Source organism: Indolivaga alginatilytica (genome assembly GCF_003201355.1).
GTDB lineage: Bacteria > Bacteroidota > Bacteroidia > Bacteroidales > Dysgonomonadaceae > Dysgonomonas_A > Dysgonomonas_A alginatilytica.
In genome coordinates this window covers 85506-111116 of the sequence record NZ_QICL01000004.1, presented here as the reverse complement: position 1 = coordinate 111116, position 25611 = coordinate 85506, and the positions used below count along the sequence as shown (strand labels likewise).

Here is a 25611-nt window from a genome sequence, read left to right as displayed (position 1 = left end):
GTCTTGTCCAATATTATTAGTAGACTAAATTACACCTCTTCAATTATGAGTAAATACGTATATCTTGATTGGAATATATTCAATAAAATTGAACATATAGATTCTTTAGAGGAAGAAGAGCAAATAGTTTTCTCTAAAATTGAAGATTTTATTTTAAAAGGAGAAATTATTTGCCCCTATTCAAATGCACATATTAATGATTTAATAAGAGGTTATAGGAATAACCCTAATTTTATCAATGGACATATCTCAACCTTACAACGTTTAACAAATAATCTATCTATTGTTCAATATTGGGGTCATGAAAAAGTAACTTGGCATTATAGAGATGTAAAAGATTTTTTTGGTTCAGCACTGGACGAAAATAGTTTATTAGCTGATTCATACTCAGAATTGTGTAGTTGGGATGATACTGGGCTTTGGAATGCACAACTAAATCTAATGAAGTCCATAGAAATACCTTCCAGTTTTAAGAATGTATACAAAGCTAATTCAATATTCAATGTTATGTTTCCTAAGACAAAAATATATATGAATATGCTTGCATTGTGTGAGGATATATACCATTTCTCAAATAATGCGAAAAAAGATTTTACAATTTATAAATCATTAAAAAAATATATAAACCAGGCTAGATCAAATCTAAAACAACAACAAAAAATGTTGAGAGAAGTTGACAAAAGTATTTCTACTACACCTTTATATCTAGAGTTTGATAATATATTAGAACCCTACCTGCCTAAGACAAAAACAAGTAAAAATGAAGATTATCAAAAAATAACAGACACATATTTTAAACTAGATTTAAAAGGATTTAAGTCTGACGATAAATTCTCTAATTTACTAGATGATGCTCTCCATGTGTTTTATGGAGCACAATGTGACTATTTCATCACAATAGATGATAAATGCCATTATAAAGCTACAGAGACTTATCAAAAATTAGGAATACCTACTTTAGGATTAAAGCCAAAAGAATTTATTACAGCCTTCCTTGAATAAATATAATCTAATATTTAAGTTTTTTTAGTACTACCACCTCCATATAAAACAATGTTATTCAGGTCATGTTAATATAAATTTGAATAATAGATTTGACAGATAACCAAAAGGTATTTGGTTTTGATTGCAAGTTGAACCAAGTAGACAGGACTTCATCTCTATTTGTAGAATTGTGAAGTTCTGTCTTTAATTACAATTATTTATATGATTTAGTGATGCATTTCCCTGTTTTATAACATATTCAGAATTTAATATCTTATGAAGATTTATGTGTTACTTTCAATTTTAACTAAAACTTCAAATAATGATAAAAATCTACACAAAGGACAATCATGCAAAGCTATTAATTAAACTTATATTGGATGCTGTAAATAAGAATACAGATAATTCCAAATATGATTTTAAGACATGGACTGTTAAAATGAGACCAATGAAAAATACTGGAAAACTGGAATCTTTCATTAACCATATAGATAAAGATTGGAATGAAAAAGTAATGTTATTCTTAGATGAGAAAGAAAATAATATCATTCAAGTAATTGCATGCTATGATGAACATAATATTGACATTGATGGGTATACAAGTCAAAGACCTCATATTCAAGGTCGTTTTATAGGTGCCTTATTATCTAATATGCCAAGTGAATTTATAAAAATAGAAGTTATACCAGATTAATAATTAGTTAAATATGACAACTAAAGATCAACCAATTTGGAAATCTATAGATAATAGATTTGTTGCATATTTTGATATCTTGGGATTTAAAGATTATGTATTTAGTAATTCAACAGAAGATATCCATAAGATGCTTATTAGCCTCAATAAGATTTTACCATCAGACAATGATGAAGAAATTAGTGAAAAACATATTCTATGTACCACTTTTTCTGACAGTATATTTATCTTTACAAAATCAGATTCAATTGAAGAATTTAGAAATTTCATTCAATTTATAAGACGCTTTATGAGAAATTCAATTCGGAGAAAAATTCCTCTAAAAGCGTCTATTGCTTATGGAGAAATAGTTGTTTATAGGGATCGCAAAATATTCTGTGGGAAACCAATAGTTAATGCTTTTCTTCTACAAGAGGATCTTCAATATATGGGTATTGTTATTCATCATTCTGTTGAAGATTATATTATTAAGAAAAATAAATATATTTCAAATAAATACAAAAGGTATTTCAAAGAAATTGACACTCCTTTTAAGTATGGTTATAGAAAACACATGAATATTGATTATACAATATTGGAGTTAAATACTTCTGCTGAGATGAGAAGTAAGATTGAAGATCGAAAGAGGATAACTTCTGGTAATCCAAGGAAATATATTGATAATACACTTAAAATATTTGATAAATTTGATGAACTGAATCTTGGTTAAGGAATGAAAGCTATATTATACATTGGGATCAAGTTAGGTAATTATATTTTAAAGATTTACAATTAGTATATATCCCATGCAGAGTTTGAAGAAAAATACCTTACCTCATCATCTTTTAATTTGTCACTGGTGAAACTAGATACTAAATTTATTTTTATAAAATCTACAATTGTGAAGCTCTGTCTTTAATTCAATGAAATCATAGTTAATATCATAATGATTATCTAAAATAAACCTACTGAATGCACAAAATGAAATTTAGAAAAGTGGTTTTAGAAAAAAATGAAATCTTAAAAAATTTATCTATCTTGCAGTTTTAATTTTACACAAATGAAGAATTACATCTTTTTTATTCTAATCTTGTTTAGCATAGGGGCACAAGCTAATATTGACACTGTAAATCATCTAAAAGACACACTGAAGACTACAATTGGGGTTGAGAATGATTCTATCATTACATCTACTAATACTAATGGTGTAATACAAGAGAAAAATGAGAAAGCAGAGAATGATAATAGTAATATTTTTAATATCCTAAATGTAATTATACCTATTGTAACTCTATTTTTAGGTGTAGGATTAGATAAAATAATTGGATATTTTAGTAATAAGAAAAGGATTACTAAAGTAGGAAATAGGTGGGTAGCGGAACTATATTCTCTACAAGGTGCATTTATACCTCAAATAGAATCCCTAACAAGTTTTAAGAATCAACTTACTCCTGAGGATAGTAATATTCCTAATCCAATTTTACAAATCATACTAAGAGGCTCTATATTTAGTTCTTTTGATAAATATGATCTATTAGAATATATTGAGCTTAAAAATAAAAATATTGATTGGAAACAGTCTGTTAACATTTCTAATCAAGCAGTAGGATATACAACAAAAATATCAAGCATTTATGAGACTTTGATTCAAAACATTAATGAATTTAAGGCTAATTCTTCTTTATATACAACAAGTTTATCAAGGGATCTACAACAATTTCAAAGATCAATGACTGTATTTGCACAAGACATGGAAGAGCTTACAGATATGCAATCTACGGAATTATTAAGGAAAGTTTATGAGTTATACAGAACTCACTTTGCACCTCATTTAGAAGATAGTAATTTTAATCCATTTGATATGGAGAATAATTTTTTCAAACCGTTATTAGAAATTCTTAGTCCACATAGAAAAAATATGTCTGTTGTTGCTCTAGTGAATGCAATTACACCTTGCTTAAATAACATTAAGGCTATTTTATTAGAGAAAACATATATGAGAATCAACCTAGAGCATGTAATTAGAATATACGAGGGTTTGAATGAAGAGTTACCTATAATTGTGGAAAAAGTTGATTTTAAAAGTAGATGAGTGTTAATAAAGGAATATTTATGATTTTTATTTTTTATAAAAATTTCAGAGGGTAAATATTCCTTTGAGGTATGTGAAAACATGAATGCCCCCATATCAACACCCACCAATTTTTAAAATAAACAAGCTCCCCCTGCCATCTCTTATAAAAAAGGAAATCTGGCAGGGGATTATTATATTTACTTTTCTAACCATCCTTCAACCCTTACTAATTGTTGGTGAAAGATAATCTTTCATTGTGAGGTATCTCACTTAAAATCAACTTGCAAAAATTAGTATTATGGTAATAATTGTAGGATTCAAACAATGTGAATCAAAAGATGGAAAACAATTTGTAGCATTAGAAATTCAGGGAGAGCTAAGACTAGTTCAATCAGAAACAACAGGTAAGTTTTACCTTACAGCCAACAAAACAAGTATCTCAACCTCATTCCCTTTACAGGTATGCCAAACCTTATTGGGTAAGCAATTACCGGGTAATGTAGATAAAGTAGAATGTGAGCCTTATGAGTATGTAAATAAAGAGACTGGTGAGGTTCTGACCTTATTTCATACTTATGTCTATTCACCAGAAGAAAAGGCTATAGAGAACCACTCTATGCAACCTAGCTATATTCAAGAACCTTTCATCCAACAAAATCAAGCCTCTTTAGGGCAGTTTAGTTTGTCTGGTGTAATTGGTGCAGCATAATAATAAATAGTACCTCAGACCTTCTTTCTTTAGGTTTGAGGTATTATGTTTTTCTGCTCCTAGTTCATACAATGGACACTTTTTTGTAAAAGACTATATATAAGGTTTACAAAAAAGTGTCTACAGTTTACTATACAGGAATAATAATAAGGATATAATATAGGATTAGATAATATGTGAATATCAGAAACCCAATAGAGACCATTCTACAATAAAATCATCATTGGGTAAAATCCATCATTATATATTGTAATGTTCTTTTATGAGGGTTGATGCACAGGTAAGGTCATTCACCCCTATTTTTGATGAATTTCTGATGTTAGCCATTTGACAACATAATATATATACAGATTATTTTTACATTTGATAGTCTAAATATATGTGAAGGATGATTTTAATAGAAGCAGATAAACTACCTTTTTCCTTACCTAGTAATCAAATATTATATGTTGAGAGAGAATATAATGAGGTTTTAAACTCTCTTTTTCAAAATACAGAGATATATCAAGAGCTGTTCTATTTTGATAAAATAAGGATTAGGCAAGAGTTTCTCTATGGAGAAGCAGGGCAGTTTAACTTTATATATATTCCTCAATTGGTAAAACAATGGTCTAAAGAGTCTGATAGATTAAAAGAGTCATTACATTATCATTATCCAGATTTAGACCTAAATACAATTGATCTAACTAATAGTCTGAATATTGACACAGTATCATACACTAGGTTCTTTAGTCAAATTTTTGACCACTCAGATTTGGAACAAATAACAAATGGTCTATTAATCTATAGCTATTCACTTAAAATGTTTCTGTTCTGTTCTTTAGAAGCAAATAATAGTAGTGTGTTATTGGAGGAGATAAGGACATTTTTTGAAAATGTAGAAATATTCTTTGAAGGCAGAAGTGATGATTATGAAAACTTTTCTCCTACTTTCAGTAATTATGACAGAGATGAATACCTTATTGATGGTGGTTTTGATCATTATTTTATAGATAATACACGTAAAGCAATTAGTTTATTAATTCAGTCTGGACATGAGAAGCTTTTATTAAGATTGATTATGGAAGAAGTTTCTAAAGTAGATCAGGAAACAAAACTTAAATCTGCATTGAAAGATGTGTTATGCCTTATTGAGGCTAATTATGAACACAAGATTAGTAAAGTGGAGGCTTTTAAGAAGCACTATCTGACCAAAGAACTCAGTACAATTAACATAGATCAAGATTATAGAATATTCTTACCCGAATATAACAATCTTGAAATCAAGATGACACCATTACCTAAAGCTGTATATTTCTTATTCCTAAGACACCCAGAGGGTATAATGTTCAAAAACCTTTCTCAATATAAACACGAGCTACATTATATTTACAATGATATATCTAACCGTGAAAATATTGATGGCATAGGTAAAAGCATTGATGATATTTGTAATCCTGTTGAGAATTCCATCAATGAAAAATGCAGTAGAATAAAAGAAGCCTTTTTATCCCAATTTGAAGATGAGATAGCTAATAACTATTATATCACAGGAAATAGAGGCTGCCCAAAGTTAATTTCTTTAGATAGAACATTGGTAAAATGGAATACTAGTTTTTCTTATGATGACTCAGACTACTTCATCATTGATGATCTTGATTATGAAAACTTCTAAACAATCTGCAAGGTTGCAGAAATACCCCACCTATTAATATCTACTTTATATTTGTGCCAAAGGTGCAAGAAATAAGCTCATGCCTCATGTTCTAATTTGACATTCTCTTGAACTGATAGTTTTGTTATCAACAATAATTTATATTTTTGTTGAACTAACATTAATTGTTTGCTTATGAAGAAATAAGAATTTAGGACATAATTAATATAAAGCATTTTGCTTTATTACTCGTTGTAATCAGGAAATCACCACTTTTCAAAATTAGTCACAACAGTAATAAGTGAATGTTCATGTTATAGGCATGGGCTAACTTATTGTGACTTGGGTGTTGTGGTGATACCTCTGATTACTGTAAGGTTAGTACCATGCCTTACTTTGTTATCATGGTGCAGAATTGAATACAAAGAAATGAGAAGAACTCTTCTTTTATTAATTGTAATATTTTTTACAATAAAAAGTTTTACACAGACCTTGCCTAATCTTGGGGATTCAAAACAAGAAGTTAAACAAAGTCTAGCCAATAGTCATCACAAATTTATAGTATCTTCTTCTTACCCAGATAAAGACACCTATTCTATAGGTGCAGCAAATGATTATGTAGTTTTCATTTATTATTTTAAAAATAGTGATACATGCACAAGAATAGTGATTATACCTAAGCATAAAGATATATTATTAGGTCTGATTGAAGGTTATAATGAAAGTGCTATTGTTCTTTCTCCCTATGAATGGATAGACTATATTAAGGATAAAGCTATTAGTACTAAATTGTTATATGACGAAGATAATAATTTCCAATATTTACAAATAAAATATACAAAATGAAAAAAATATTATACGCAATAATGATTCTCTCTTTGCTGCTAAGTTGCAACACAACAAGAAAAACATCAATAAATAGACAACAAGAGTTTAAACAAGATATGGATTCATGGTTAGATTCATCTAAACATGATTTGTTATTAACTTGGGGAAGCCCAACCTCAGTTTCTTCTGATGGAAATGGAGGTGAAATTCTAACTTTTGAACAATTAAAAAGAGCATACTTTCCCGATTTTGGATATATTACTGTTGTAAATAGGTATATGTTTTACATTAACTCTCAGAATATTGTCTACAATTGGAGAGTTGACCAACAGAAAAGACAGGGACAATAATTGTAATAAGTCGAACTATGAATAATATAAAATTAGGAATGATTGTTACAGATATAGCCCATATTGGAAGATATGAAGTTATAGAGATTTACAAAAATGAAGTTAAACTAAAGTTAATATCAGGTAGACACATTGGAGTAAAGCCAGTAAATGATTTAGAAGTATTACCCATGTCATTATTTCTTGGAGGATTTATTGAAATCAATGACAATAGATTAAATGATGTAACAGACAATATTTCTGACATTAATACTAGAGCCACGAATATAAAAATTGAACACAGAATTAATTATATGAAAACATTTAACTCTATCATGTGGATATTGGGAACAATATATCACTTATGGACAGCTATTATTGCTTTTAGCCATAGTGTTATTGCAGGAATAGTGACCTTATTTTTACCTGCTCTAAGTGAGATATATTGGTTTTTTGCAACATTAGGAGATAATGCTATTTATACAGCACTTGCAATTATTTTTACCATTGGTGCAATTGTATATAAACTAATGGGAGGTAAACAATAATGATAATATGAAATCAAAATTATCACTTATCCCTATTTTTGTTCTGTTCCTCTTGCTATCATGTAAGGGGAACAGTAATAGGTATGTTTATTCTGATGGAGAATATAATGCAGAAATAAATTACTATAATCCTAAGACAGGTTCAAAATCAACATATACTTTAAAAATTGAGATAGAAGATGATAAACTTGTAAAAATATATTGGTCTAATGGAGGTTGGTTAGATAATAGTCATTTTACCCCACCTGATATTAGTAAGGGTATAGCTAGGTTTACTTCTGATAAAGGGTATAGGTATTTGGTTACAATATTAGATTATGAAGTAGATAATTCTGATAATGATAATACTTGTCCCATTTGTGGAGAATCTAAATATTTTGCAGATGATTATTGTGGTGATTGTCTGAAAAAAGAAAGTGATGATGAAAGAATTAAAAAAAAATGATAACCAATGAAGAACGAAGATGTTAGAAGTGAGAGTATAAATGAAATTGAATTATCAAGAGAAATACTTGATAAACTTTCTGTTTTTAATATTATTTATGCAGAGTTTGCAGAAGCTGGAGCTATGGGGTGTTGTGGGGAAGTTCTATTTTATACCATTGAAAATAGTCTCTTAATGTGTTATAAAACAGATTTATTCAAAGATGAGAATACTTATGCACAAGCAAAAAGATTATTGTTTAAGTATAGTGAGAATAAATCTCTAAATTATTATTATGGAGGTGTGGGTAATCATGTCTTTATAAATAAAGATGTTTCTCTTATAATAAGAGATGAACATTTTGTTTATAGAACAGGCAATAAAGAGTATGACATATATAGTTCAGTACGTGGTGTGTTTATCTCTGTTGTATATGCAATGCAAAATCCTAAAAATTAAATTGCCAAGAAAAAAAGATGAAGAAGAATATGAGTAAACAAAAAGATGAAAGAAAAGAAAGAATACTTTATGTAGTTTTCATAATCATGTTAATTATTAGCTTTTTCTCAACATGTATTAAACCGTTATTCATAAAAGATAAAGACCCTGAGAAAACGGAATATGAAATCAATAGTAGATTAAGGTTAAATTAAAAACAAAGTAAATTACCAATAAAATATTAATCTGTCTTGAATAAAAAGACTTGTTTGAACTACAACTTGAACTCAATAAAAAAAGCAACTACATTTTATTGTAATTGCTTGATATTTAATAGACTTTCAGTCTTGTTTTAATCTTTATTTCTTGCGTGACAGGCAGGTATTCTAACCAACTGAACTACCACACCATTTTTGTTTTACTTCATTTCTGAAGTGACATTTCCTCTGAAATGCGATGCAAAGATATGTCTGTTTTTCGTTTTCTCCAAACATTTCTAACGTTTTTTTATAAAAAAAATCATTTTACAATACAAACATTCATTATCCATTTCATTATCAGACATTATTAAGCAACAATTACTCAAATGGCTTATGAGAAGAAATAATATCCCAAAGTATTCTTTGGGATATTATTTCCATATGATCTTTTAATCTTTACTTTTTCAACCACTGATCAAACCAACGGAAGAACTCTCTCTGAAATAAAATTCCATTTTGAGGTTGAGCTATCCAATGGCTTTCATCGGGGAATATCAACATACGAGTTGGAATCCCTCTCAATTTAGCAGCATTAAATGCCATCATACCTTGTGAAGCCAAGATACGGAAATCAAACTCACCATGAGTAATCATGATTGGAGTATCCCATTTTTCAACAAAACGATGAGGTGAGTTAGCATACGAACGCTGAGCAATAGAATTGCTGCGATCCCAGAATGATCCTCCCAAATCCCAATTGGCAAACCACATCTCTTCTGTCTCCAAGTATTGAGCTTCCAGATTGAAAATACCTGCATGAGCTAAGAATGCTTTAAAACGTTCATTATGATTACCCGCTAACCAATATGCCGAAAATCCTCCATAACTGGCACCGGTACAACCTAAATGATCTTTATCAACAAATGGCTCTTTAGCCAGCTCGTCTATTGCTGAAAGGTAATCTTTCATATTCTGACCTCCATAATCTCCACTAATCTGCTCGTTCCACTCTTTGCCAAAGCTAGGAAGTCCACGGCGATTAGGTGCAACAATAATATAACCATTAGCAGCCATCATCTGCAAATTCCAACGATATGACCAGAATTGACTCACTGTACTTTGCGGTCCTCCCTGGCAATAAAGTAATGTCGGGTATTTTTTATTAGCATCAAAGTTTGGTGGATATACTACCCATGTCAACATTTTCTTACCATCGGTGGTAGCAATCCATCTCTCTTCTACTTTACCCATTGTTATTTGGTCAAGTATTTCTTTATTCTCATGCGTTATTTGAGCTGCCTCTCCTGTTGAAGTGCTCACCGAATAGATTTCATTTGGCTGAGACATCGAATGGCGAAGAGCAATCAGTTTATCACCTGCAATAGCAAACGATTCGTAATCATGTACACCCTTAGTCAGAGCTTTAATTTCTTTTGTATGAATATAAGCTTGGAATATTTGAGTCTTAGCCTCGACACACGATACAATATACATACTTTGATTATCCTTGCTCCAAACTGCAAAATCGGTATTATAATCGAAATTTTCAGTTACATATATTTTTTCGCCTGACGACAAATCCATTACAAACAATCTGTTTTTATCCGATTCGTATCCGTCGCGCTCCATACTTTGCCAAGCAACATACTTACCATCCGATGAAAACGTTGGGTTTATATCATATCCCATCATACCTTCGGTAATATTACGAGTCTCTTTAGTATCGAGATTATAGAAATAGATATCCGAATTTGTAGATAAAGCATATTCCAGCCCTTTTTTCTTACGGCAAGTATAAGCTACCGTTTTACTATCGGGACTCCAAGCAAGCTGCTCTATACCGCCCGAAGGAAGCATTGGCGACTCACAAGGCTCTCCCTCTAAAAGATCAAGATCGTTTACTAATTTTTCGCCGTCGAAGTCAGCAATAAAAGGATGGGGTACTTCTTCTACCCAAGCATCCCAATGTTTATACATCAAATCGTCAATGATACGACCCGAAGCTTTAGGTAAATCGGGGTATTTATCTACTGCACGCTCTCCGTATTTTACATTTTTGATATAAAGTACTTTTTTTCCATCGGGGGAGTAAGTAAAACCATTAATTCCGCCATTTACATCACTGATCTGAATACGATCTGTTCCATCGACGTTCATTTCCCATATTTGAGAAGATCCGCTTTCGCTGCTTAAAAACGCAACTTTAGAACCATTCTTTACCCAAACAGCATTATTTTCGCTCTTTGGTGTTTTAGTGATCTGCTTATTGTCTGTTCCATCCACATTCATGGTAAACAATTCGCGGTTGGTCTTATTCTGCTCAACGCTCACATAAGTAACACCGTAAAGCACTTTAGCGTTATCAGGAGATACCTGCACATCGCTCACACGCCCAAAGCTATACAAAGCCTCCGGGGTCATTACACCATCTGTAATTTTTATTGCAGATTTTCCGATCAAAGGTGCTTCGTTAGTATCTTCGGTTTTCTCTTTACCTGAGCCACAAGCTAACATTCCGGCACTCAAAGCAATCGCCATAATAGATTTGTATTTCATTCGTTATATAGATTGATAATTTTTACCAAATTTTTCCCTCAAAGTTATTCATTTTTACAATATTGTAAAAGCTTGGCTCTGTTTAAGTTTTCCCCTATTCTAAAAATATTAACAGATTAATTAGACTGAAGGTTACAAAAGATATTCGTAAGTAGCGAAAAGTAATCGGTAAAGAGACAAAGGTGAGGCTTTTCGCCTGTTTTTCTTTTTACATCATAATATTCTCGCTTCTTTTACTTCAAATTGTCATAGATTCTATTATTCAAATATATAGGTGTTATACTGTTTTGTTTCTAAACCAAGCATCTAATCCTTTACGGGCATCAGCTAGTTTGTCTTCCCAATGTTTGACCGAGTTTTGTCCTATAATATCTGTAATGTATTTAACTGCAATAAAGGGAACGTTGAATTCTTCGCAAACAATGGCTTGAGCAAATGCTTCCATATCTACAACATCTCCCTCTATAAATTCGGCTTGCGTAACAAAGCTATCACCAGTATTGCATACACCTGTTTGTCCGTTTGAGGATATCCAATTTAGAGCTATTCCTTTTTCGGAAAGTAGAGAGTTAAAATCTATTTCAAACTCAACCCCTGGAAGTTTTACAGACTGAAAGTCCCTGTCAACAAAGCGTCTACAAACAAACACGTCTCCAATAGTATGGTTTAATGTTCCTGATGTTCCCATATTCAATACAAAATCGGGACGCTTTTCGCAAATAGCCTCAGTTAGTTTCATTGCTGCTTTAGCTTTTCCAATTCCGGTTAAAACATATCTTATCTTATAGCCTTCGAGAGTTACGGGCATAAACTCATCTTTTACAGCATAAGTGATCAGAATTTCTTTCATCTTTAGTAATAGTATATATAGATAGGACTTCTTTTTAAATATAGAGTAAAGGTATAAATTAAAATATTAAGATGATAAAACCTCATGAATTCGGGATTGAAGACTCTTTATCTTTTTCTTTCTCGAAGTATGTTTTTAATTTTCCTTGATTTACTGTGACTGTTATACCATCTTTAACCTTGCATTTATTTACAGATCCTAATGGTAGAATAGTTATTACACCTGCACTCAGCATCTTTTCTAATTGGTTTAGTGAAATGTCGAAACATCTTCTAATAACTGAAGTTAATTTCAGATTGAGATTTAGACTGGTCTTTATTTCAAATTCAACTAAATCGCCTTCTATATTCAAGATGTCTTCAAGCATAATACCTTCATGAATTATATCATATTCGATATTACTATAATCGAGTTCCATGCTGTTTTTTCTTATCGTTTCAGGATCAAACGCATATTGCCAAGCTGTATTCTCGTCATTCATACTGAATTTATGATACAATTCTTTGTCAATAAGTTCGGGCTTTGTTCGAGAGAGAATTGTTATATTACATGTATTATCACATTTTACACATCTGTAAATCAGCCATACATCAATGCTCTTTTTTTGAGAGTTTAGTCTGAATTTATTGCTGCAATAATAAAGGTTACTACTTCTGCATTTACTGCATTTTCTCTTAAATAAGGGAGTAGTTGTCGGTATAACCTCCCATGTGAAATTTATAACTACTTTCTTATTTGTCTTTAATTCTTTTGAATTAGTCTGCTTAATATCTTTTTCGGAATTTTCCATTTGCATTTAATGCATATATGAATCAATTGATCGAATCGTGTAGAAACGGTCAATAAAGATTCGGTAATAGTTAAGCGGTAGCCTTTTAAAAGGATATCGTAAACTGATAATAAATTTTGATAATGAAAAATTCATTTGAGTTGAATTACTCAAATGAAAAATATATTAGCCTGTGGTATTAAAGGCTAATATTAAGCAGTAATATATAAGAGAATTATTCTCAAAGCACGAATGTTTATGATTTCGAGTACAAATATATAATTTTTCTTTTGCGGATACTCATTCTGAAGGATAAAGAGTGTAATTTACCTTTGCAGCCAAATAATAAAAAGTCTGTGACCTTAGATTATAAAATCTTGGAGAATATAGCTACTTTTATTTTCTATTTATAAATAACAGCTTTTATAAATAGATGAAAAAAATAAAGCCTCCCAACCCTTCTAAATAGGGGAGATTAAGAGGAGGCTGTTATACTTACTAATGCAATAAAAAGGTTTGAGACCTTAATTATTTTATGATGAAGATAGATGTTAATAATATTACGCTGAATTATACTAAAGCAGGTAAAGGTGATCCTCTTATCCTCTTACATGGTAATGGAGAAGATCTTCATATTTTTGATCCTCTAATTGATAAGTTGAAGCTCAATTTTACGGTGTATGCTGTGGATAGTAGAAATCATGGAGACAGCACTAAAACTAAAGACTGGACTTATGAGACAATGGCTGAGGATATTTTTCAATTGATTGAAAAACTAGAATTGAAAAGGCTATCGATAGTTGGTTTTAGTGATGGTGCAATTATTGCCTTATTATTGGCGATAAAGCATCGTGATTTATTCTATAAGATGATACTTCTGGGAGTAAACTTAAAACCGACGGATTTTAAGAAGCATATATACAAATCTTTGGTTGATGAATACGAGAAAACTCAAGACCCTTTAGTCAGAATGATGTTAGAGCAGCCAAATATAGAATTAGAAGAATTAAAAAATATAGAGACTCCAACGTTAGTTGTTTCGGCAGAAGATGAATTGTTCTATCGCAAAGGTTTCAAAGATATGGTGAAGATAATGCCAAATGCGAAATTGAAAATTATGAAAAATCATGATCATGGTAGTTATATTATAAATACAGATGTTCTATTCGATGATTTGGTAGAATTTATTCAATAACCTATATTATATAAATAGTAAGCGCCTGATATTTACAAATGTCGGGCGCTTACTATTTATGAGATTCTTTATGATTCTTCCATATTAGCAACTTTGGGTTTCAAGAATAATAGTTGAACACAAAGTACTATAAACACAAGAATACTCAACATGGCAAAATCATTTCCAAGAGTTCCCGAGTCGGTCGATTTTCCTAGGAGATTGGTGATAAATGCTCCTGCAAATACGCCAGTCATATTCATAATGCCATAAACAGTACCACGATATTTGGACGATACAAACTGACAAAGTATAGGCATATTATTGGCATCAAACATTCCATATCCGAAGCCGAAGCATAAAGCTCCTCCGATAATCATAGGTAAATTATGACCGAATCCTAAGAAAAGCAAAGATGGTATAGTTAACCCCAATCCTATTGCACCTGTATAGATACGTCCTTTTATATTCTTTTGTACCCATTTGTCGGATAATATTCCTCCAAGAATAACCCCAATAAAAGAAGATACAGCTATGGTAATGGTAGACATGGGGCCGGCGTGTGCCATATCAATCGACAGGTTCGATGAAAATAGAGTAGGGAGCCAGTTCTTAGTCGCCCAACCTGGCAAGCTAGGTGTTGCAAAATATAATAAAATAACCCAGAACCATACATTTGCAGCTAGCATAGTCAGCCCCTTGAATATGGGTATCTTTTCTACTGGCTTATCTGTTTTTACAGGTTGTTCTACGACCTTCTTATCTCTCAGGAAAAGAATTAATATAATGCTATATATAACACCAATGATACCAAACCAATGAAAGGTTGCTTCCCATGAGTATGCTTTTGCTACTGTAGCGCCGAAACCGCCAATTGCCTGACCCGTATATAAGCCAGTCATATGTATACCAACTGCCAGAGATCGGGTTTTATTGGAATGAAAATCGGCTATTAACGATAGTCCCGCAGGAATATAAAGAGCCTCACTCAGTCCCATTAATGCCCTAAGGGCATACAGTTGATCGAAGCTGGTGGCATACCCCATCAATAGTGTTACTAAAGACCAAACGAAAAGGCTGCTTACTATTAACCATTTACGGCTTATTTTGTCGGCTATTATTCCTGCAACAGGGCTCATAAGCCCGTAAGTCCATAAAAATATCGCCATCAGACGACCGAAATTTGCAGCCGATTCTAACTCCGTAATATCTATCATCATAGCATCTCGCATGGTCGATAACATCTGCCGATCCATATAGTTTAGCAGTGCAACAACCCATAACAATGCCACGACAACCCATGGGTAGATTGTTCTATTTTCTAATTTCATAGCTTTAAATAGTTTTTAACCGACTCTAATCTATCGATTTAAGGTTTATAATTTCCTTTTTTAATCCTTCTGAAATGGCTTTTAACTGAATATTGCCCGTTTGCCCTTTAATGGAGCGAATAATAACGAGGCATTTACCATTAAAAGCTTTTATATTTTTATTCTGAAAAGGCTCATGGCTGGTAGGGTCTCCGTTATCAGTGGCAACTATTTCTCCATTTCCTGATAATTCAAATTGTACCAGATTGTTAGCTCTGGGAACAAAAAGATCCTCTTTATCTTTGATTTCTATGGTTACATATATCAAGTCCTGCCCATCGGCTTTCATTGTATTTCTATCAGCATCCACTTTTAATTGATAAGCATCTCCACTGGTTTTTATCTTATCGGATGCCCATACTTTATTGTCTTTATAGGCAACAACTTCAATTACACCGGGTTCGTAAACTACATCATCCCATCGCAAACGGTATTCATATTCGCCTTTAATCTTTTTACCTAATGACTTTCCATTCAGAAATAATTCTGCTGAATCGCCTGAAGTATATACGTGAACGGGTGTTACCTGACCTATTCTTTCAGACCAATTCCAATGTGGAAGAATGTGAGCCATAGGAAGATCGGGACGCCAGCGTGCCTGATAGATATAAAAACGGTCTTTCTTGAAGCCAGCTAAATCTACAATCCCGAAATACGAGCTACGGGAAGGTACTTCTATTTTACCCATTTCTTTTAAGGCTTGTTCGGCTTTAGCACGTTCAATCGGATTGTGATAATTTGTAAGAACAGTCAAGTCTCTGGTGAATGGGGTAGGTTCTCCCAGATAGTCAAATCCAGTCCATACAAACTCTCCGGCATTGGCTTTAGCCTGATCTTGTCCCTTAAATTCGGTATCGGGAGGTGATGCCCAATCGGGAGCATATAAATCGTAAGAACTCATTTGGAATCCGATTTTACCTCCGCTTTTATCATCGTCTACGGGGAATAGATATTCGCCACGAGTACTTATACATGATGCTGTTTCACTTCCATAGAATGGAATGTTTGGACGGTCTGCACTAAATTTAGAATAAAGATGAGGCTTATAATTGAAGCCGAATATATCTGTCGTATTCTCAAAACCGTTGAAGGCTGCATTCGGATTGTCGCATCCTATTGTTGCCGGACGGCTTGGGTCTTCTTCGTGAACAATAGAAGTAAGAAGATTAGAAATGCGAATACCATCGGCAGAGCCTTGTTCGCCTACTTCATTTCCTGTACTCCACATGATTATACTCGGGTGATTTCTATCACGTTGCATAAATGCTCTTAGGTCTTGTTCATGCCAATCGTTAAATAAGATAGCATAGCCGTTTTTCTTTTTAGGAACTACCCATGTATCTATAAATTCGTCGATAACCAGAAATCCCATTTTGTCGCATAGATCAAGCATTTCGGGTGCAGGTGGATTGTGTGACGTACGGATGACGTTTACACCCATTTCTTGAAGAATTTCTAACTGACGCTCCATAGCTCGGTAGTTGAAGGCTGCACCTAATGCACCTAAGTCGTGGTGCATACATACACCTTGTAGCCTAACCCGTCTGCCATTCAGATGAAAACCATCATTTGCTTTAAACTCAATGGTTCTTACTCCAAAAACAGTATTGTATGTATCTATTGCTTTTCCGTTTTTTTGTAGAGTGATTGATGCTACATACAAATGAGGATTATCTATATCCCATAAAACAGGCTGTTTTAAAGTCAGTGATTTTTCAAGTAGACTTTCTTTGCCCGATAATTTTAGAGGTGTATTATCAATAACCAGAGGTTTTCCCGTAGGATTACCTTGTTTGTCTACATTGTATATTTCGGTTTTTACATTTATCTGATCTTTTGCCGAGTTAACATTATCTATGTTCATTTTTAGATTCAATGTGGCTCTCTCTTTACTTATATCTGTGGCTGTAATAAACGTACCCCATTGAGCAATACTTACAGGATTGGTTTTCGTTAGCCAGATATTACGATAGATACCTCCTCCCGGATACCATCTGGAAGATTCATCGGGATTGTCAAGGCGTATTGCAATCACATTTTTTTCTCCTGCTTTCATATAGGGAGTCAAATCTATACGGTAAGATGCATAGCCATAAGGCCAGCCTCCAACAAAATGTCCATTACACCAAATTGTAGAAAAAGACATGGCTCCGTCTACATCCAGATAAAATTGTTTTCCTGCATCGGATGCATTTATATCTAAACTTTTGCGATACCACGACACTCCGAACCAAGGTAACTTGGCTGTTTCTCCCGGATATTGCTGAACAAAGGGACCTTCGATTCCCCAATCGTGAGGAAGATTTAATTGTCTCCAACCGCTATCATCATAACCGTATTGGGCGTACTTTCCACCGTCGAGGTTTCCCGTTGGTTTTTGTGGCTTATTTGATGTTACAAGGAATTTATTTCCCGAAGGAAGAACCCATTGTTTTATTTTTGCATAGTCGAGCGTGTGATTTATTTCAGTAGAGTCGAGTTTCTTAAATCGCCAACCTTCATTAAGTGATACTCTGTCTCTGGACGAAAGGTTCTGTCCAAGAAATAAAAGACAAATAATTAGTAGATAGTAATGTTTCATATGGTATGTTTAAGTAGATGATAATTTAAAGTGCCCTGCTTTAGAGTTATATCTCTGTTGTGATTTACGAAGTATCTGTGATTTTATTTAATAGTAATACAATTTACTTCTGCTGTACGGCTTCCCGGTTTTAATTCTCCACAGATAATATAGATTTTGTTTTTCTGGATAGCAACGCCTGCTCCTGCACGAGCCAATTGTGGAAACTCTCCGAGTGTTTCCCAACTATTGGTTTTCAGGTTAAGTGATATTAATTCTGTTTCGAATTTATACCAGCCAATCTCTTGGCTCATGTATTCTTTTCCTACTAGCTTAAGAGAATCAGCCAATGCAGTATCTCCGTTTTCTTGCGCTTCTTTAGTTTTTTTGATCCGCTTTAATGCAGATGAAAAAAGGTCGTAATTGACTCCTCCCATAAATAGAATCTGATCCGCTTTGTAGGGAACTCCGGCTGCACCAACAAATGTTTTTATGGTGTTGTTTCCTGCATCAATTTCGGAAACATTATCCCATTGTTTTTTCTCAGGGTTATATCTTATGATGTTTGTAAACACTTTAGCTTCCGCTTCATCGTAACCTCCTGCTACAAACAATTGACCGTTTTGTGCAACTACAACGGGTTGTTGACGTTCATAGTCCGTAGGTATTGTAATTTGTGTCCATCCATTTTCTAATTTATCCAAATCAAGCGTAAAGATGAATCCTTTTGTTTTGTTACTGCTTACCCCTCCCGTAGCATATATTGTTGAGCCGATAAGGGATGCACCTCCGTTGAAATGACCTGCTGGTAATTGAGGCAGTTTTGTAAAGATAATAGAATCTACGTCATACTTAATAAGGGTTACGTTAGTTAACGAACCGTCTTTGTTTTGTCCACCAATACAAACCAGTCCTTTGGGTGTGGAGACAGAAGCTCCATATGCTGCTTCGTAGGGAAGTGCTTCGCATTTTATCCATGATTTATTCGTTGCATTATCGGATATGTCGAGCACAAAAACGTCATTGTAAAATGCTTTTACACCTCCTTCTGATGCCGGTTTATCGGGGAAGTTAGATCCTCCGGCAACAATTAATTTATCTTCGTAGACTCCGGTAAATGGAGCTGATACCCCTCCTTGAATGGGTAGGTCGGGTAGTGGCTCACAATTTATAATTGTTTTCATATCGTTTTCGGTTTTTTCTTCTGTTTTAAATATCTTATTGCTTAAGTTGTTTATCATTTTTCTCTGAGATAAAAAGATGATCGCCAAAACAAGAAGACTTATAAGAATTGTACTTTTTTTCATCGCTTTGCTTATTCGTTTACATAAGGCAATATTATTTTATGCCACAATATATAGCCTGCTCCCAATAGATGTAAACCATCGTTGGTATAGGCCGGGTTCATTTTATCCGTATCATTTTCTTTAAAATGAGAATACAGATCTATATATCGAATATTGTGTGTATATGAAATATCACACAACCTGTTATTTACTTCTTTTATTATATCGGGTTTCATATGACTTTGAAACATCCCAAAATCAGGGTTCACAGGTAATATGCTTTGTATATAAATTCGCGTTGATGGCGATTCTTCTTTTATTTTGTCTATAATCCGTTCAAAATTTATTATTATAGAATCAACTACCGTACTTTTTGCAATATCATTAATGCCTATCATTAAAAATATTTTAGCAGGTTTGTTTTTTGTTATCATTTCAAGCCGGTCATAGACTCCGAGGGTAATGTCTGCACTGATGCCTCTGTTCTTGACTTTATTATTATTGAACAGTTCTGCCCACTCAGCACCGTTTGTAATACTATTTCCCAGAAAAATAATATCGTGCGGCGATATGGATAGTTCTTCAAACAGTGAAGTTCTTTGTTCATAAAACGTAGAGTACTTACGCTGTTGGGCAAAACCATTCAAAGAGAGAAAAATACATATAAAAATAATCGTGTTTTTCATAAATAAAAGACCTTATATCTTTTTGTCTGGCGAATAGATTAATCCATTCACAGCCTTATTTCCGTCCGGTGTTACAAAAACGCAGGTAAACATCCACTTTACAAGTCGTATCTCATGAGTTGAGAATTTGCCAACAGGTAATTTCAGTAAAACTTTATTCCAACCTTTATTTAGAGTAATTGATATGGGTTCTCTAACCTCGAAATTTTCGTTTGTTAAAGGTGTTTCATTTGATTTTTCTGTGTGATTCGATAGCCATTGAGGCGGATGAATCTCATCATTATTGACCCATATCTTACTTTCTTTATAATCCCACTTGCCTTGTGGCGGAGGCAGATCTTTTTCTGAACGGCTGTAATTCTGGAAATTTATCCATAATCCAACCTCTTGCTTCTTATCTGAGTATACATATGTATATGCATATGCAGTATGGTCGGGTTGAGGGCCTTTATAAAATGTTGGAACAAAAGGACCCCAAACATGACGTAAGTAAATCGCTGCTCCCGTAGCATCTCGGGTGTTATACGTTTCTCCCTGATACTGATATGTATTGTTTAATTCTACTTCTTCGGGAGGAAATACTTTGGTTAATTCTCCCTCATTCGGAAAAGCATCGGTTATGCGCCACTTTACATTTGTTTGTTTAACATACGCAAAAGGGTATCCTTTGAAGTTGTTGGCCTTATGCCAGAGTAATCTGTTTTCGAAATCTTGAAACGATCTAAATTCGGGAGAATCTTCTTCAGGTAACATAGTGCCATTTTTGTCAAAGTACTCGTATCCTCCACCCAGCCAAGCTCGTTCTGCTAAAGCTAGCATTGAGGGATAGAAGCCATTCTGAATAAGCAAATCATATTCGGATGCTACGTATCTGTCGTGCCACATACCTATTATGCTGCCGGCGTGATCTTCATCACCATGCTCTTTGTTTAAAATCTTACTGTTATATAAGGATATTATATCAGCAAAAGCATCGAAATGATTTATGTAATGAAATTTTGAATCGATGGCAGGGATGCCTTCTTGTGCTTTCCCTCTATAACTCCAAAGTTGTGTCATATCTATCTCTCCCGGTTTGTAATTCCACCCCGGATTCCACGAAATAACTTTCTTTCCCTTGTTACGGATATAGGCGATCATTTCGGGTACAAAATCGGGATTCGTAAACTCTATTTCATCAGTACCAATGTGAATATAGGGTACATCGAAAGTTTCGCAGACCTCATCCATCAATAGTTTGAGAATAGCCATACCTTCTTTACTTTGCATATCGTGACGAAATGCTTTACGAAATGCCAGACTATGCCCCGGCATATCTACCTCTGGAATAAGTAATACATTGTGTTGTTTACAAAATTCAACTAACTCGCGAGCTTCTTTTAATGTATAATATCGACCGGGCATACGTTGATAATTGATACCGTCATTAAGCATCGGAAATATTTTGCTTTCGAGTCTCCATCCTAAATCTTCGGTCTGATGCCAATGGAATACATTTATTTTGTATTGAGAGAGAATAGCGATTTCCCTTTTCAGCTCTTCCATTGAAATGTAGGTGCGTCCTACATCCTGCATAAATCCTCTTATTCTGAAAGCAGGATAATCGATAATCTCACACCCTTCGAAGGTCGATTTTATTTTGCTTTCTACTTGCAGTTGACGTAGTGTTTGTATCGCCCAGTATACACCTTTTTGAGTAATTGCTTCAACCTTTATTCTATTCTTTGTTACAGTTAAAGTATATGCTTCGTCTTTGTTGTAAAGGGCTGTTGGTATATCATCAACCAATATTATTTCTATCTTTTTCTCGCTCTGTTTTACAATCTGACCTCCCGTTGAGGAGATAAAGTCTGCCCACTCTTTTTGCAATACAGGAGTGGACAGATATACTTTATCCATCTGAAAGTAATTATTGTTCTTTTTTATATTCTGGGGCTTAGGCAATAATTGCCCTATTCCGCCATAGGCATAGGCGGAACAGAATAATAAAAATAAGAACAGAAACGGGAACTGTATATGTTTCATAGTGAGTGATTATAGTTAACTGAGGCTATAAACTCATTTTTTGATTATATCCGAAAGTTTTATTGCTTGAAAAGTCATGTGAGCCACACTGCTTTCATAGAATATGCCCACTGTTTCTTTATCAATCATCGAAAGGCAGGAGTATCCCCAACTGTAATCCTCATCAAGTAAGATTTGCTGTTCGGGTAACCAAGTATTTCCTCCATCTAAACTTGCTTTGATAGTTATATCTTTTCGCTCTTTCGTTGTATTTGGGTTTGAGAACAATAGTATATCTTTCTTTAAGACATTGTCTTTGGCTGCTACTTTAATAATGCTAGCCATGCAAACAGGTTCTTGTAATGCTGAGCGAGACGATGGGTGTTCCATCCATGTTTTTCCCATATCTTTGGTTGTCGCTACCGCACGGCTTCCACCCCTGTTGTCTCTCATATTTAGCATTAGCACGCCCGGTTCTATTTCTACAACCTGCGCTTCGGTCGTATTAGTTCGGGCATAATTATGTGTTTGCCATGTTTTGCCATGATCTTTACTATATATGATTCCGGCGTTAGGTATTCTTTCAGAATCTATAAATTGACTTGCAAATACGATTGTTCCATCTTGCATGGTGATACCGTTTCCGGGGCCTTGAAGAAGAAAATACCATGAAGGGTCTTTAAGTTGAGGTGTAATGTTGATTGGCTTTGACCATGTCTTGCCATCATTGTCACTTTTTACCATTACCAATTGAGCAGTTTGATCTATCCCCATTCCTTGTTGCGAGTTAAACCATGCTCTGCCATTACCCATGCCGTGCGTCCAAGCTGCAACTACCCAAATAGTACCAGTTGTTTTATCAACCAGAATTGCAGGATCGCCTACACCATTCTGAGCCTTAGGTAGTCCGCCGTATTCGTCAAAGTCCATGATGATGCGCATGGGCTCCCATGTTTGACCTTTGTCAACACTGCGGCTCAATCCTACATGAACATATTCTTGAAGGTCTGCACTATTATTATAGCGTACATCGTATACACCAAGCATAGTTCCTTTATTGGAAGTAGCCAAACCCGGTATGCGATAAGCAGCAGCTTTGTCGTCTCCTGCATGGCGAACGCCTATCCCTAATTTTCGGCTAATCGATTTCTCTTTATCGAAAGCTAGAATAGCTGATTTATTATCCAGAATAACGTCTGTTATATTTGCCTGTACGTTAGAAAGCAAAGAAGCATCGGGTTTCATCTCTATACTCACCCAGAAATAATTAATACCCGGAAATAATGGCTGATCGGCTGTAAGTATAATCTCATTTTTGAGAGTACTTAATTCGGTCTTCTTTACAGAGTAGGAACTGTTTGCTGCAAAAGTATTTCCCGGTGCATCTTTAGAGATATATTGTACAGGGGCATAGAATGTTTTGCCTTCACGTTGCACACATTCAGTGCCGCTGTAGTATAATTTGATTGATTTTATTTCATTCAGATTTACCTTCTTGTCAAGATTTACTTTGACGTTGTTTAGAACTTTGCTGTTGGCAGCATCCAATCGGATATAAAATAGGACATTGTCTTGCCTGTCGGTTAGAATCGGAATTTGAGGCGCTTTTATTTTAACTGTATCACTTGCTGAATTTATTGTAAGTGATAATAAGAGAAAAAAGCTAAGGAATAAATTTTTCATGGTTTTGTATTTAGTAACGAGGAATATTCTATAAATATAACACTTTCCTTTACTGGTAATAGCCTCGTTATTGATAAGTAACTGAAAATATCTCATATTGTGTTTCAGAATTATAACTATCATTTGTTGCTATGCTTGCCAAAGCAATAAAAAGCTCAGAGACCTTAATTATAAAAGACTGCCCTGCACAAGGCAGTCTTTTATGATAGATTCTATTTATTCATATCCCGGTGTTTGAGTCAATGCGGGGTTTTTAGTTATCGTACTTTTGTCGATAGGCCATAGCAGGCGGAGTGGTTTTAGAGGATCGGCTAGTGTGTGTTTAAATACATACTCGTTTCCGAAACGTCTCAAATCGTACCATCTTTTTCCTTCGAGGATAAATTCAAAGAACCTCTCTTCCAATATGGCGTCATTTACATTCTTATCTATTGCTTGATTAGGATATGCTACCGAGCTGTCGTAATTATCTCCGTATGCACGCTTTCTAATGTCATTTATTTCGTTTGCAGGATTTTCTCCTAATATTGCTTTTGCTTCTGCAAGCATTAAGAGTAAGTCTGCATAGCGATAGATCGGATAATCGTCAGCAGCAACACGTACACTTCCGTTCATTGTTCCCGGATATTTTTTAGGATATGTACCTACTAATGTCAGTTTACCATCTACAAAGTCATATACTCCTTTTATGATTGCTCTCTTGCGTGAATCTTTATCATTGAAACGGGTATAGTTGGTAGTTCTGATTTGTAAACGTATTTGCCCGAAGTTGTTTTCTACTGCTGTATTTATTTTCGTGCCGGTTTCATCGTAGTAATTACGTAAGTATAAATCTCCCGGAAGAAGGTTGGAGGCATAGCTTCCTCCCAGAAGGTTAGCTTCGTTTAACTGATTGTGAATGGCGAAAATAATTTCGCTGTTGCCCTTCTTACTGTAATCGAACACATCGGTATATTTAGGCTGCAAAGCTAATTCAGGAGCATTCTTTTGAATATCAAGTAATGTTTCTTTTACTTTTGCAGCATCCGCAGTTCCTCCGTTAAGCTGGCGACTACTCCATAGATATACTTCGGCTTTCAGCATAAGTACTGCGGGTTTAGACCACAATGATTTTACTTTTTTTATCGAGTAATCATTCCCGAAAGAGTTAATGGAAGCATCTATATCTTTTTTGATATACTCCATAATTTCATTTGCAGGAGTGGCTGCTTTGTCGAGCTTTCCGATTTCGAAACTTTCACTTGGTTCTTCTGTATAAACAGCAGCTCCCCATGTGCGGTATAGTTGGAAGAAGTAATAAGCACGCATGGCGTAAGCTTGTCCCAAATAGTAAGCCTTTGCATTATCGGTCAGAACATTGGTTGAATTTGCTTTTTTGATGAAAAGATTAACCTGATTGATATTTGTATAGAAACCTCCGTAGTTAGATATCCCCGGATTATCTATATTTAGTGTATTGAAGGGAAATCTTTCCATTCCTTGTGAAGCTTCACCTCCAAAGGCTTGGTCTCCAAAAATATCACTTCGGGCATCACCCATTAGAAAGAAATTCCATGAATGAGTTCTGAACCGACTGTGCATACCATACATAAAAGCATCGAAATGTTCTTCGGTCTTCCAATAGTTTTTGTCCGTAATTTCGCTGGTCGGCTCAATATCTAAATCTGTACATCCACTTAGCAGGAAGAGCGATGTCAGAATATATATAAATATATTTTTCATTGTTTTCTGATTTATTAGTTATTAAGTAAATAGAAGTATTTAATGATATGTTTCTGGTTGATAACAATCAACAGTTGTCATACTTACCAAGGTTGTAAATAGGTTTTAGGT

General features: G+C 34.0%; 22 protein-coding genes. 12 read left to right on the top strand and 10 right to left on the bottom strand.

Annotated features, from left to right (window positions below):
• The first annotated feature begins 45 nt into the window (after positions 1–45).
• The 11 genes from CLV62_RS05510 (at position 46) to CLV62_RS05460 (ending at position 8661) form a co-directional block, all read left to right on the top strand.
• On the top strand, positions 46–1002 hold the full coding sequence (locus tag CLV62_RS05510) for a hypothetical protein (protein WP_110309778.1): 957 nt from the start codon (positions 46–48) through the stop codon (positions 1000–1002).
• Positions 1003–1306: 304 nt separating this feature from the next.
• Positions 1307–1678, top strand: coding sequence for a hypothetical protein (locus tag CLV62_RS05505; protein WP_110309777.1), 372 nt, complete (start codon positions 1307–1309; stop codon positions 1676–1678).
• Positions 1679–1691: 13 nt separating this feature from the next.
• Complete coding sequence (locus CLV62_RS05500) at positions 1692–2387, top strand: hypothetical protein (RefSeq protein ID WP_110309776.1); 696 nt, start codon at positions 1692–1694, stop codon at positions 2385–2387.
• Positions 2388–2717: 330 nt separating this feature from the next.
• Positions 2718–3749, top strand: a complete 1032-nt coding sequence (locus CLV62_RS05495) for a hypothetical protein (RefSeq protein ID WP_110309775.1) — start codon at positions 2718–2720, stop codon at positions 3747–3749.
• Between the two features lie 280 nt (positions 3750–4029).
• A complete protein-coding gene (locus tag CLV62_RS05490) occupies positions 4030–4440 on the top strand; it encodes a hypothetical protein (RefSeq protein WP_110309774.1) in 411 nt (136 codons plus the stop codon).
• A gap of 388 nt (positions 4441–4828) precedes the next feature.
• On the top strand, positions 4829–6094 hold the full coding sequence (locus CLV62_RS05485) for a hypothetical protein (RefSeq protein ID WP_110309773.1): 1266 nt from the start codon (positions 4829–4831) through the stop codon (positions 6092–6094).
• Between the two features lie 408 nt (positions 6095–6502).
• Complete coding sequence (locus tag CLV62_RS05480) at positions 6503–6919, top strand: hypothetical protein (RefSeq protein WP_110309772.1); 417 nt, start codon at positions 6503–6505, stop codon at positions 6917–6919.
• Positions 6916–7251: a hypothetical protein gene (locus CLV62_RS05475; protein WP_110309771.1), complete on the top strand. Its 336-nt coding sequence runs from the start codon at positions 6916–6918 to the stop codon at positions 7249–7251. Before CLV62_RS05480 ends, CLV62_RS05475 begins: the two co-directional genes overlap by 4 nt.
• Before the next feature lie 17 nt (positions 7252–7268).
• Positions 7269–7778 (top strand): hypothetical protein, encoded by a 510-nt coding sequence (locus CLV62_RS05470; protein WP_110309770.1) that lies wholly within the window; start codon positions 7269–7271, stop codon positions 7776–7778.
• Between the two features lie 7 nt (positions 7779–7785).
• A complete protein-coding gene (locus CLV62_RS21890; protein WP_185144247.1) occupies positions 7786–8223 on the top strand; it encodes a hypothetical protein in 438 nt (145 codons plus the stop codon).
• A gap of 6 nt (positions 8224–8229) precedes the next feature.
• Positions 8230–8661, top strand: coding sequence for a hypothetical protein (locus CLV62_RS05460; RefSeq protein ID WP_110309769.1), 432 nt, complete (start codon positions 8230–8232; stop codon positions 8659–8661).
• Positions 8662–9296: 635 nt separating this feature from the next.
• On the opposite strand, the gene CLV62_RS05455 is transcribed toward CLV62_RS05460, so the two are convergent.
• From CLV62_RS05455 to CLV62_RS05445, 3 genes are all read right to left on the bottom strand, one after another.
• A complete protein-coding gene (locus CLV62_RS05455; RefSeq protein ID WP_110309768.1) occupies positions 9297–11396 on the bottom strand; it encodes a S9 family peptidase in 2100 nt (699 codons plus the stop codon).
• Between the two features lie 277 nt (positions 11397–11673).
• Positions 11674–12246, bottom strand: a complete 573-nt coding sequence (locus tag CLV62_RS05450) for a 5'-methylthioadenosine/S-adenosylhomocysteine nucleosidase family protein (RefSeq protein ID WP_110309767.1) — start codon at positions 12244–12246, stop codon at positions 11674–11676.
• 82 nt (positions 12247–12328) lie between these two features.
• Positions 12329–13036, bottom strand: coding sequence for a DUF1062 domain-containing protein (locus CLV62_RS05445; protein WP_110309915.1), 708 nt, complete (start codon positions 13034–13036; stop codon positions 12329–12331).
• 514 nt (positions 13037–13550) lie between these two features.
• Between CLV62_RS05445 and CLV62_RS05440 the strand changes: the two genes are divergently transcribed.
• Entirely contained in the window at positions 13551–14210 is a 660-nt protein-coding gene (locus CLV62_RS05440) for an alpha/beta fold hydrolase (protein WP_221409216.1), read from the top strand.
• 68 nt (positions 14211–14278) lie between these two features.
• Here the strand turns inward: CLV62_RS05440 and CLV62_RS05435 are convergent, their stop codons facing one another.
• The 7 genes from CLV62_RS05435 to nanU all read right to left on the bottom strand — a co-directional run bounded on the left by CLV62_RS05435 (position 14279) and on the right by nanU (position 25500).
• Entirely contained in the window at positions 14279–15520 is a 1242-nt protein-coding gene (locus tag CLV62_RS05435; RefSeq protein ID WP_110309766.1) for an MFS transporter, read from the bottom strand.
• A 25-nt stretch (positions 15521–15545) separates the two neighbouring features.
• On the bottom strand, positions 15546–18140 hold the full coding sequence (gene galB / locus CLV62_RS05430) for a beta-galactosidase GalB (RefSeq protein ID WP_110309765.1): 2595 nt from the start codon (positions 18138–18140) through the stop codon (positions 15546–15548).
• An 83-nt stretch (positions 18141–18223) separates the two neighbouring features.
• On the bottom strand, positions 18224–19303 hold the full coding sequence (locus CLV62_RS05425) for a cyclically-permuted mutarotase family protein (protein WP_170120018.1): 1080 nt from the start codon (positions 19301–19303) through the stop codon (positions 18224–18226).
• A gap of 131 nt (positions 19304–19434) precedes the next feature.
• On the bottom strand, positions 19435–20091 hold the full coding sequence (locus CLV62_RS05420; protein ID WP_110309763.1) for a GDSL-type esterase/lipase family protein: 657 nt from the start codon (positions 20089–20091) through the stop codon (positions 19435–19437).
• 12 nt (positions 20092–20103) lie between these two features.
• Positions 20104–22116: a family 20 glycosylhydrolase gene (locus tag CLV62_RS05415; RefSeq protein WP_110309762.1), complete on the bottom strand. Its 2013-nt coding sequence runs from the start codon at positions 22114–22116 to the stop codon at positions 20104–20106.
• Between the two features lie 33 nt (positions 22117–22149).
• A complete protein-coding gene (locus CLV62_RS05410; protein ID WP_110309913.1) occupies positions 22150–23778 on the bottom strand; it encodes a sialidase family protein in 1629 nt (542 codons plus the stop codon).
• Between the two features lie 216 nt (positions 23779–23994).
• On the bottom strand, positions 23995–25500 hold the full coding sequence (nanU, locus tag CLV62_RS05405; RefSeq protein ID WP_110309761.1) for a SusD family outer membrane lipoprotein NanU: 1506 nt from the start codon (positions 25498–25500) through the stop codon (positions 23995–23997).
• Between the last annotated feature and the right edge of the window lie 111 nt (positions 25501–25611).

Excerpts from the sequence above, each read along its gene's own strand:
- CLV62_RS05510 (WP_110309778.1), top strand. The coding sequence starts at position 46 with ATGAGTAAATACGTATATCTTGATTGGAATATATTCAATAAAATTGAA.
- CLV62_RS05505 (WP_110309777.1), top strand. The coding sequence starts at position 1,307 with ATGATAAAAATCTACACAAAGGACAATCATGCAAAGCTATTAATTAAA.
- CLV62_RS05500 (WP_110309776.1), top strand. The coding sequence starts at position 1,692 with ATGACAACTAAAGATCAACCAATTTGGAAATCTATAGATAATAGATTT.
- CLV62_RS05495 (WP_110309775.1), top strand. The coding sequence starts at position 2,718 with ATGAAGAATTACATCTTTTTTATTCTAATCTTGTTTAGCATAGGGGCA.
- CLV62_RS05490 (WP_110309774.1), top strand. The coding sequence starts at position 4,030 with ATGGTAATAATTGTAGGATTCAAACAATGTGAATCAAAAGATGGAAAA.
- CLV62_RS05485 (WP_110309773.1), top strand. The coding sequence starts at position 4,829 with ATGATTTTAATAGAAGCAGATAAACTACCTTTTTCCTTACCTAGTAAT.
- CLV62_RS05480 (WP_110309772.1), top strand. The coding sequence starts at position 6,503 with ATGAGAAGAACTCTTCTTTTATTAATTGTAATATTTTTTACAATAAAA.
- CLV62_RS05475 (WP_110309771.1), top strand. The coding sequence starts at position 6,916 with ATGAAAAAAATATTATACGCAATAATGATTCTCTCTTTGCTGCTAAGT.
- CLV62_RS05470 (WP_110309770.1), top strand. The coding sequence starts at position 7,269 with ATGAATAATATAAAATTAGGAATGATTGTTACAGATATAGCCCATATT.
- CLV62_RS21890 (WP_185144247.1), top strand. The coding sequence starts at position 7,786 with ATGAAATCAAAATTATCACTTATCCCTATTTTTGTTCTGTTCCTCTTG.
- CLV62_RS05460 (WP_110309769.1), top strand. The coding sequence starts at position 8,230 with ATGAAGAACGAAGATGTTAGAAGTGAGAGTATAAATGAAATTGAATTA.
- CLV62_RS05455 (WP_110309768.1), bottom strand. The coding sequence starts at position 11,396 with ATGAAATACAAATCTATTATGGCGATTGCTTTGAGTGCCGGAATGTTA.
- CLV62_RS05450 (WP_110309767.1), bottom strand. The coding sequence starts at position 12,246 with ATGAAAGAAATTCTGATCACTTATGCTGTAAAAGATGAGTTTATGCCC.
- CLV62_RS05445 (WP_110309915.1), bottom strand. The coding sequence starts at position 13,036 with ATGGAAAATTCCGAAAAAGATATTAAGCAGACTAATTCAAAAGAATTA.
- CLV62_RS05440 (WP_221409216.1), top strand. The coding sequence starts at position 13,551 with ATGATGAAGATAGATGTTAATAATATTACGCTGAATTATACTAAAGCA.
- CLV62_RS05435 (WP_110309766.1), bottom strand. The coding sequence starts at position 15,520 with ATGAAATTAGAAAATAGAACAATCTACCCATGGGTTGTCGTGGCATTG.
- galB (WP_110309765.1), bottom strand. The coding sequence starts at position 18,140 with ATGAAACATTACTATCTACTAATTATTTGTCTTTTATTTCTTGGACAG.
- CLV62_RS05425 (WP_170120018.1), bottom strand. The coding sequence starts at position 19,303 with ATGAAAACAATTATAAATTGTGAGCCACTACCCGACCTACCCATTCAA.
- CLV62_RS05420 (WP_110309763.1), bottom strand. The coding sequence starts at position 20,091 with ATGAAAAACACGATTATTTTTATATGTATTTTTCTCTCTTTGAATGGT.
- CLV62_RS05415 (WP_110309762.1), bottom strand. The coding sequence starts at position 22,116 with ATGAAACATATACAGTTCCCGTTTCTGTTCTTATTTTTATTATTCTGT.
- CLV62_RS05410 (WP_110309913.1), bottom strand. The coding sequence starts at position 23,778 with ATGAAAAATTTATTCCTTAGCTTTTTTCTCTTATTATCACTTACAATA.
- nanU (WP_110309761.1), bottom strand. The coding sequence starts at position 25,500 with ATGAAAAATATATTTATATATATTCTGACATCGCTCTTCCTGCTAAGT.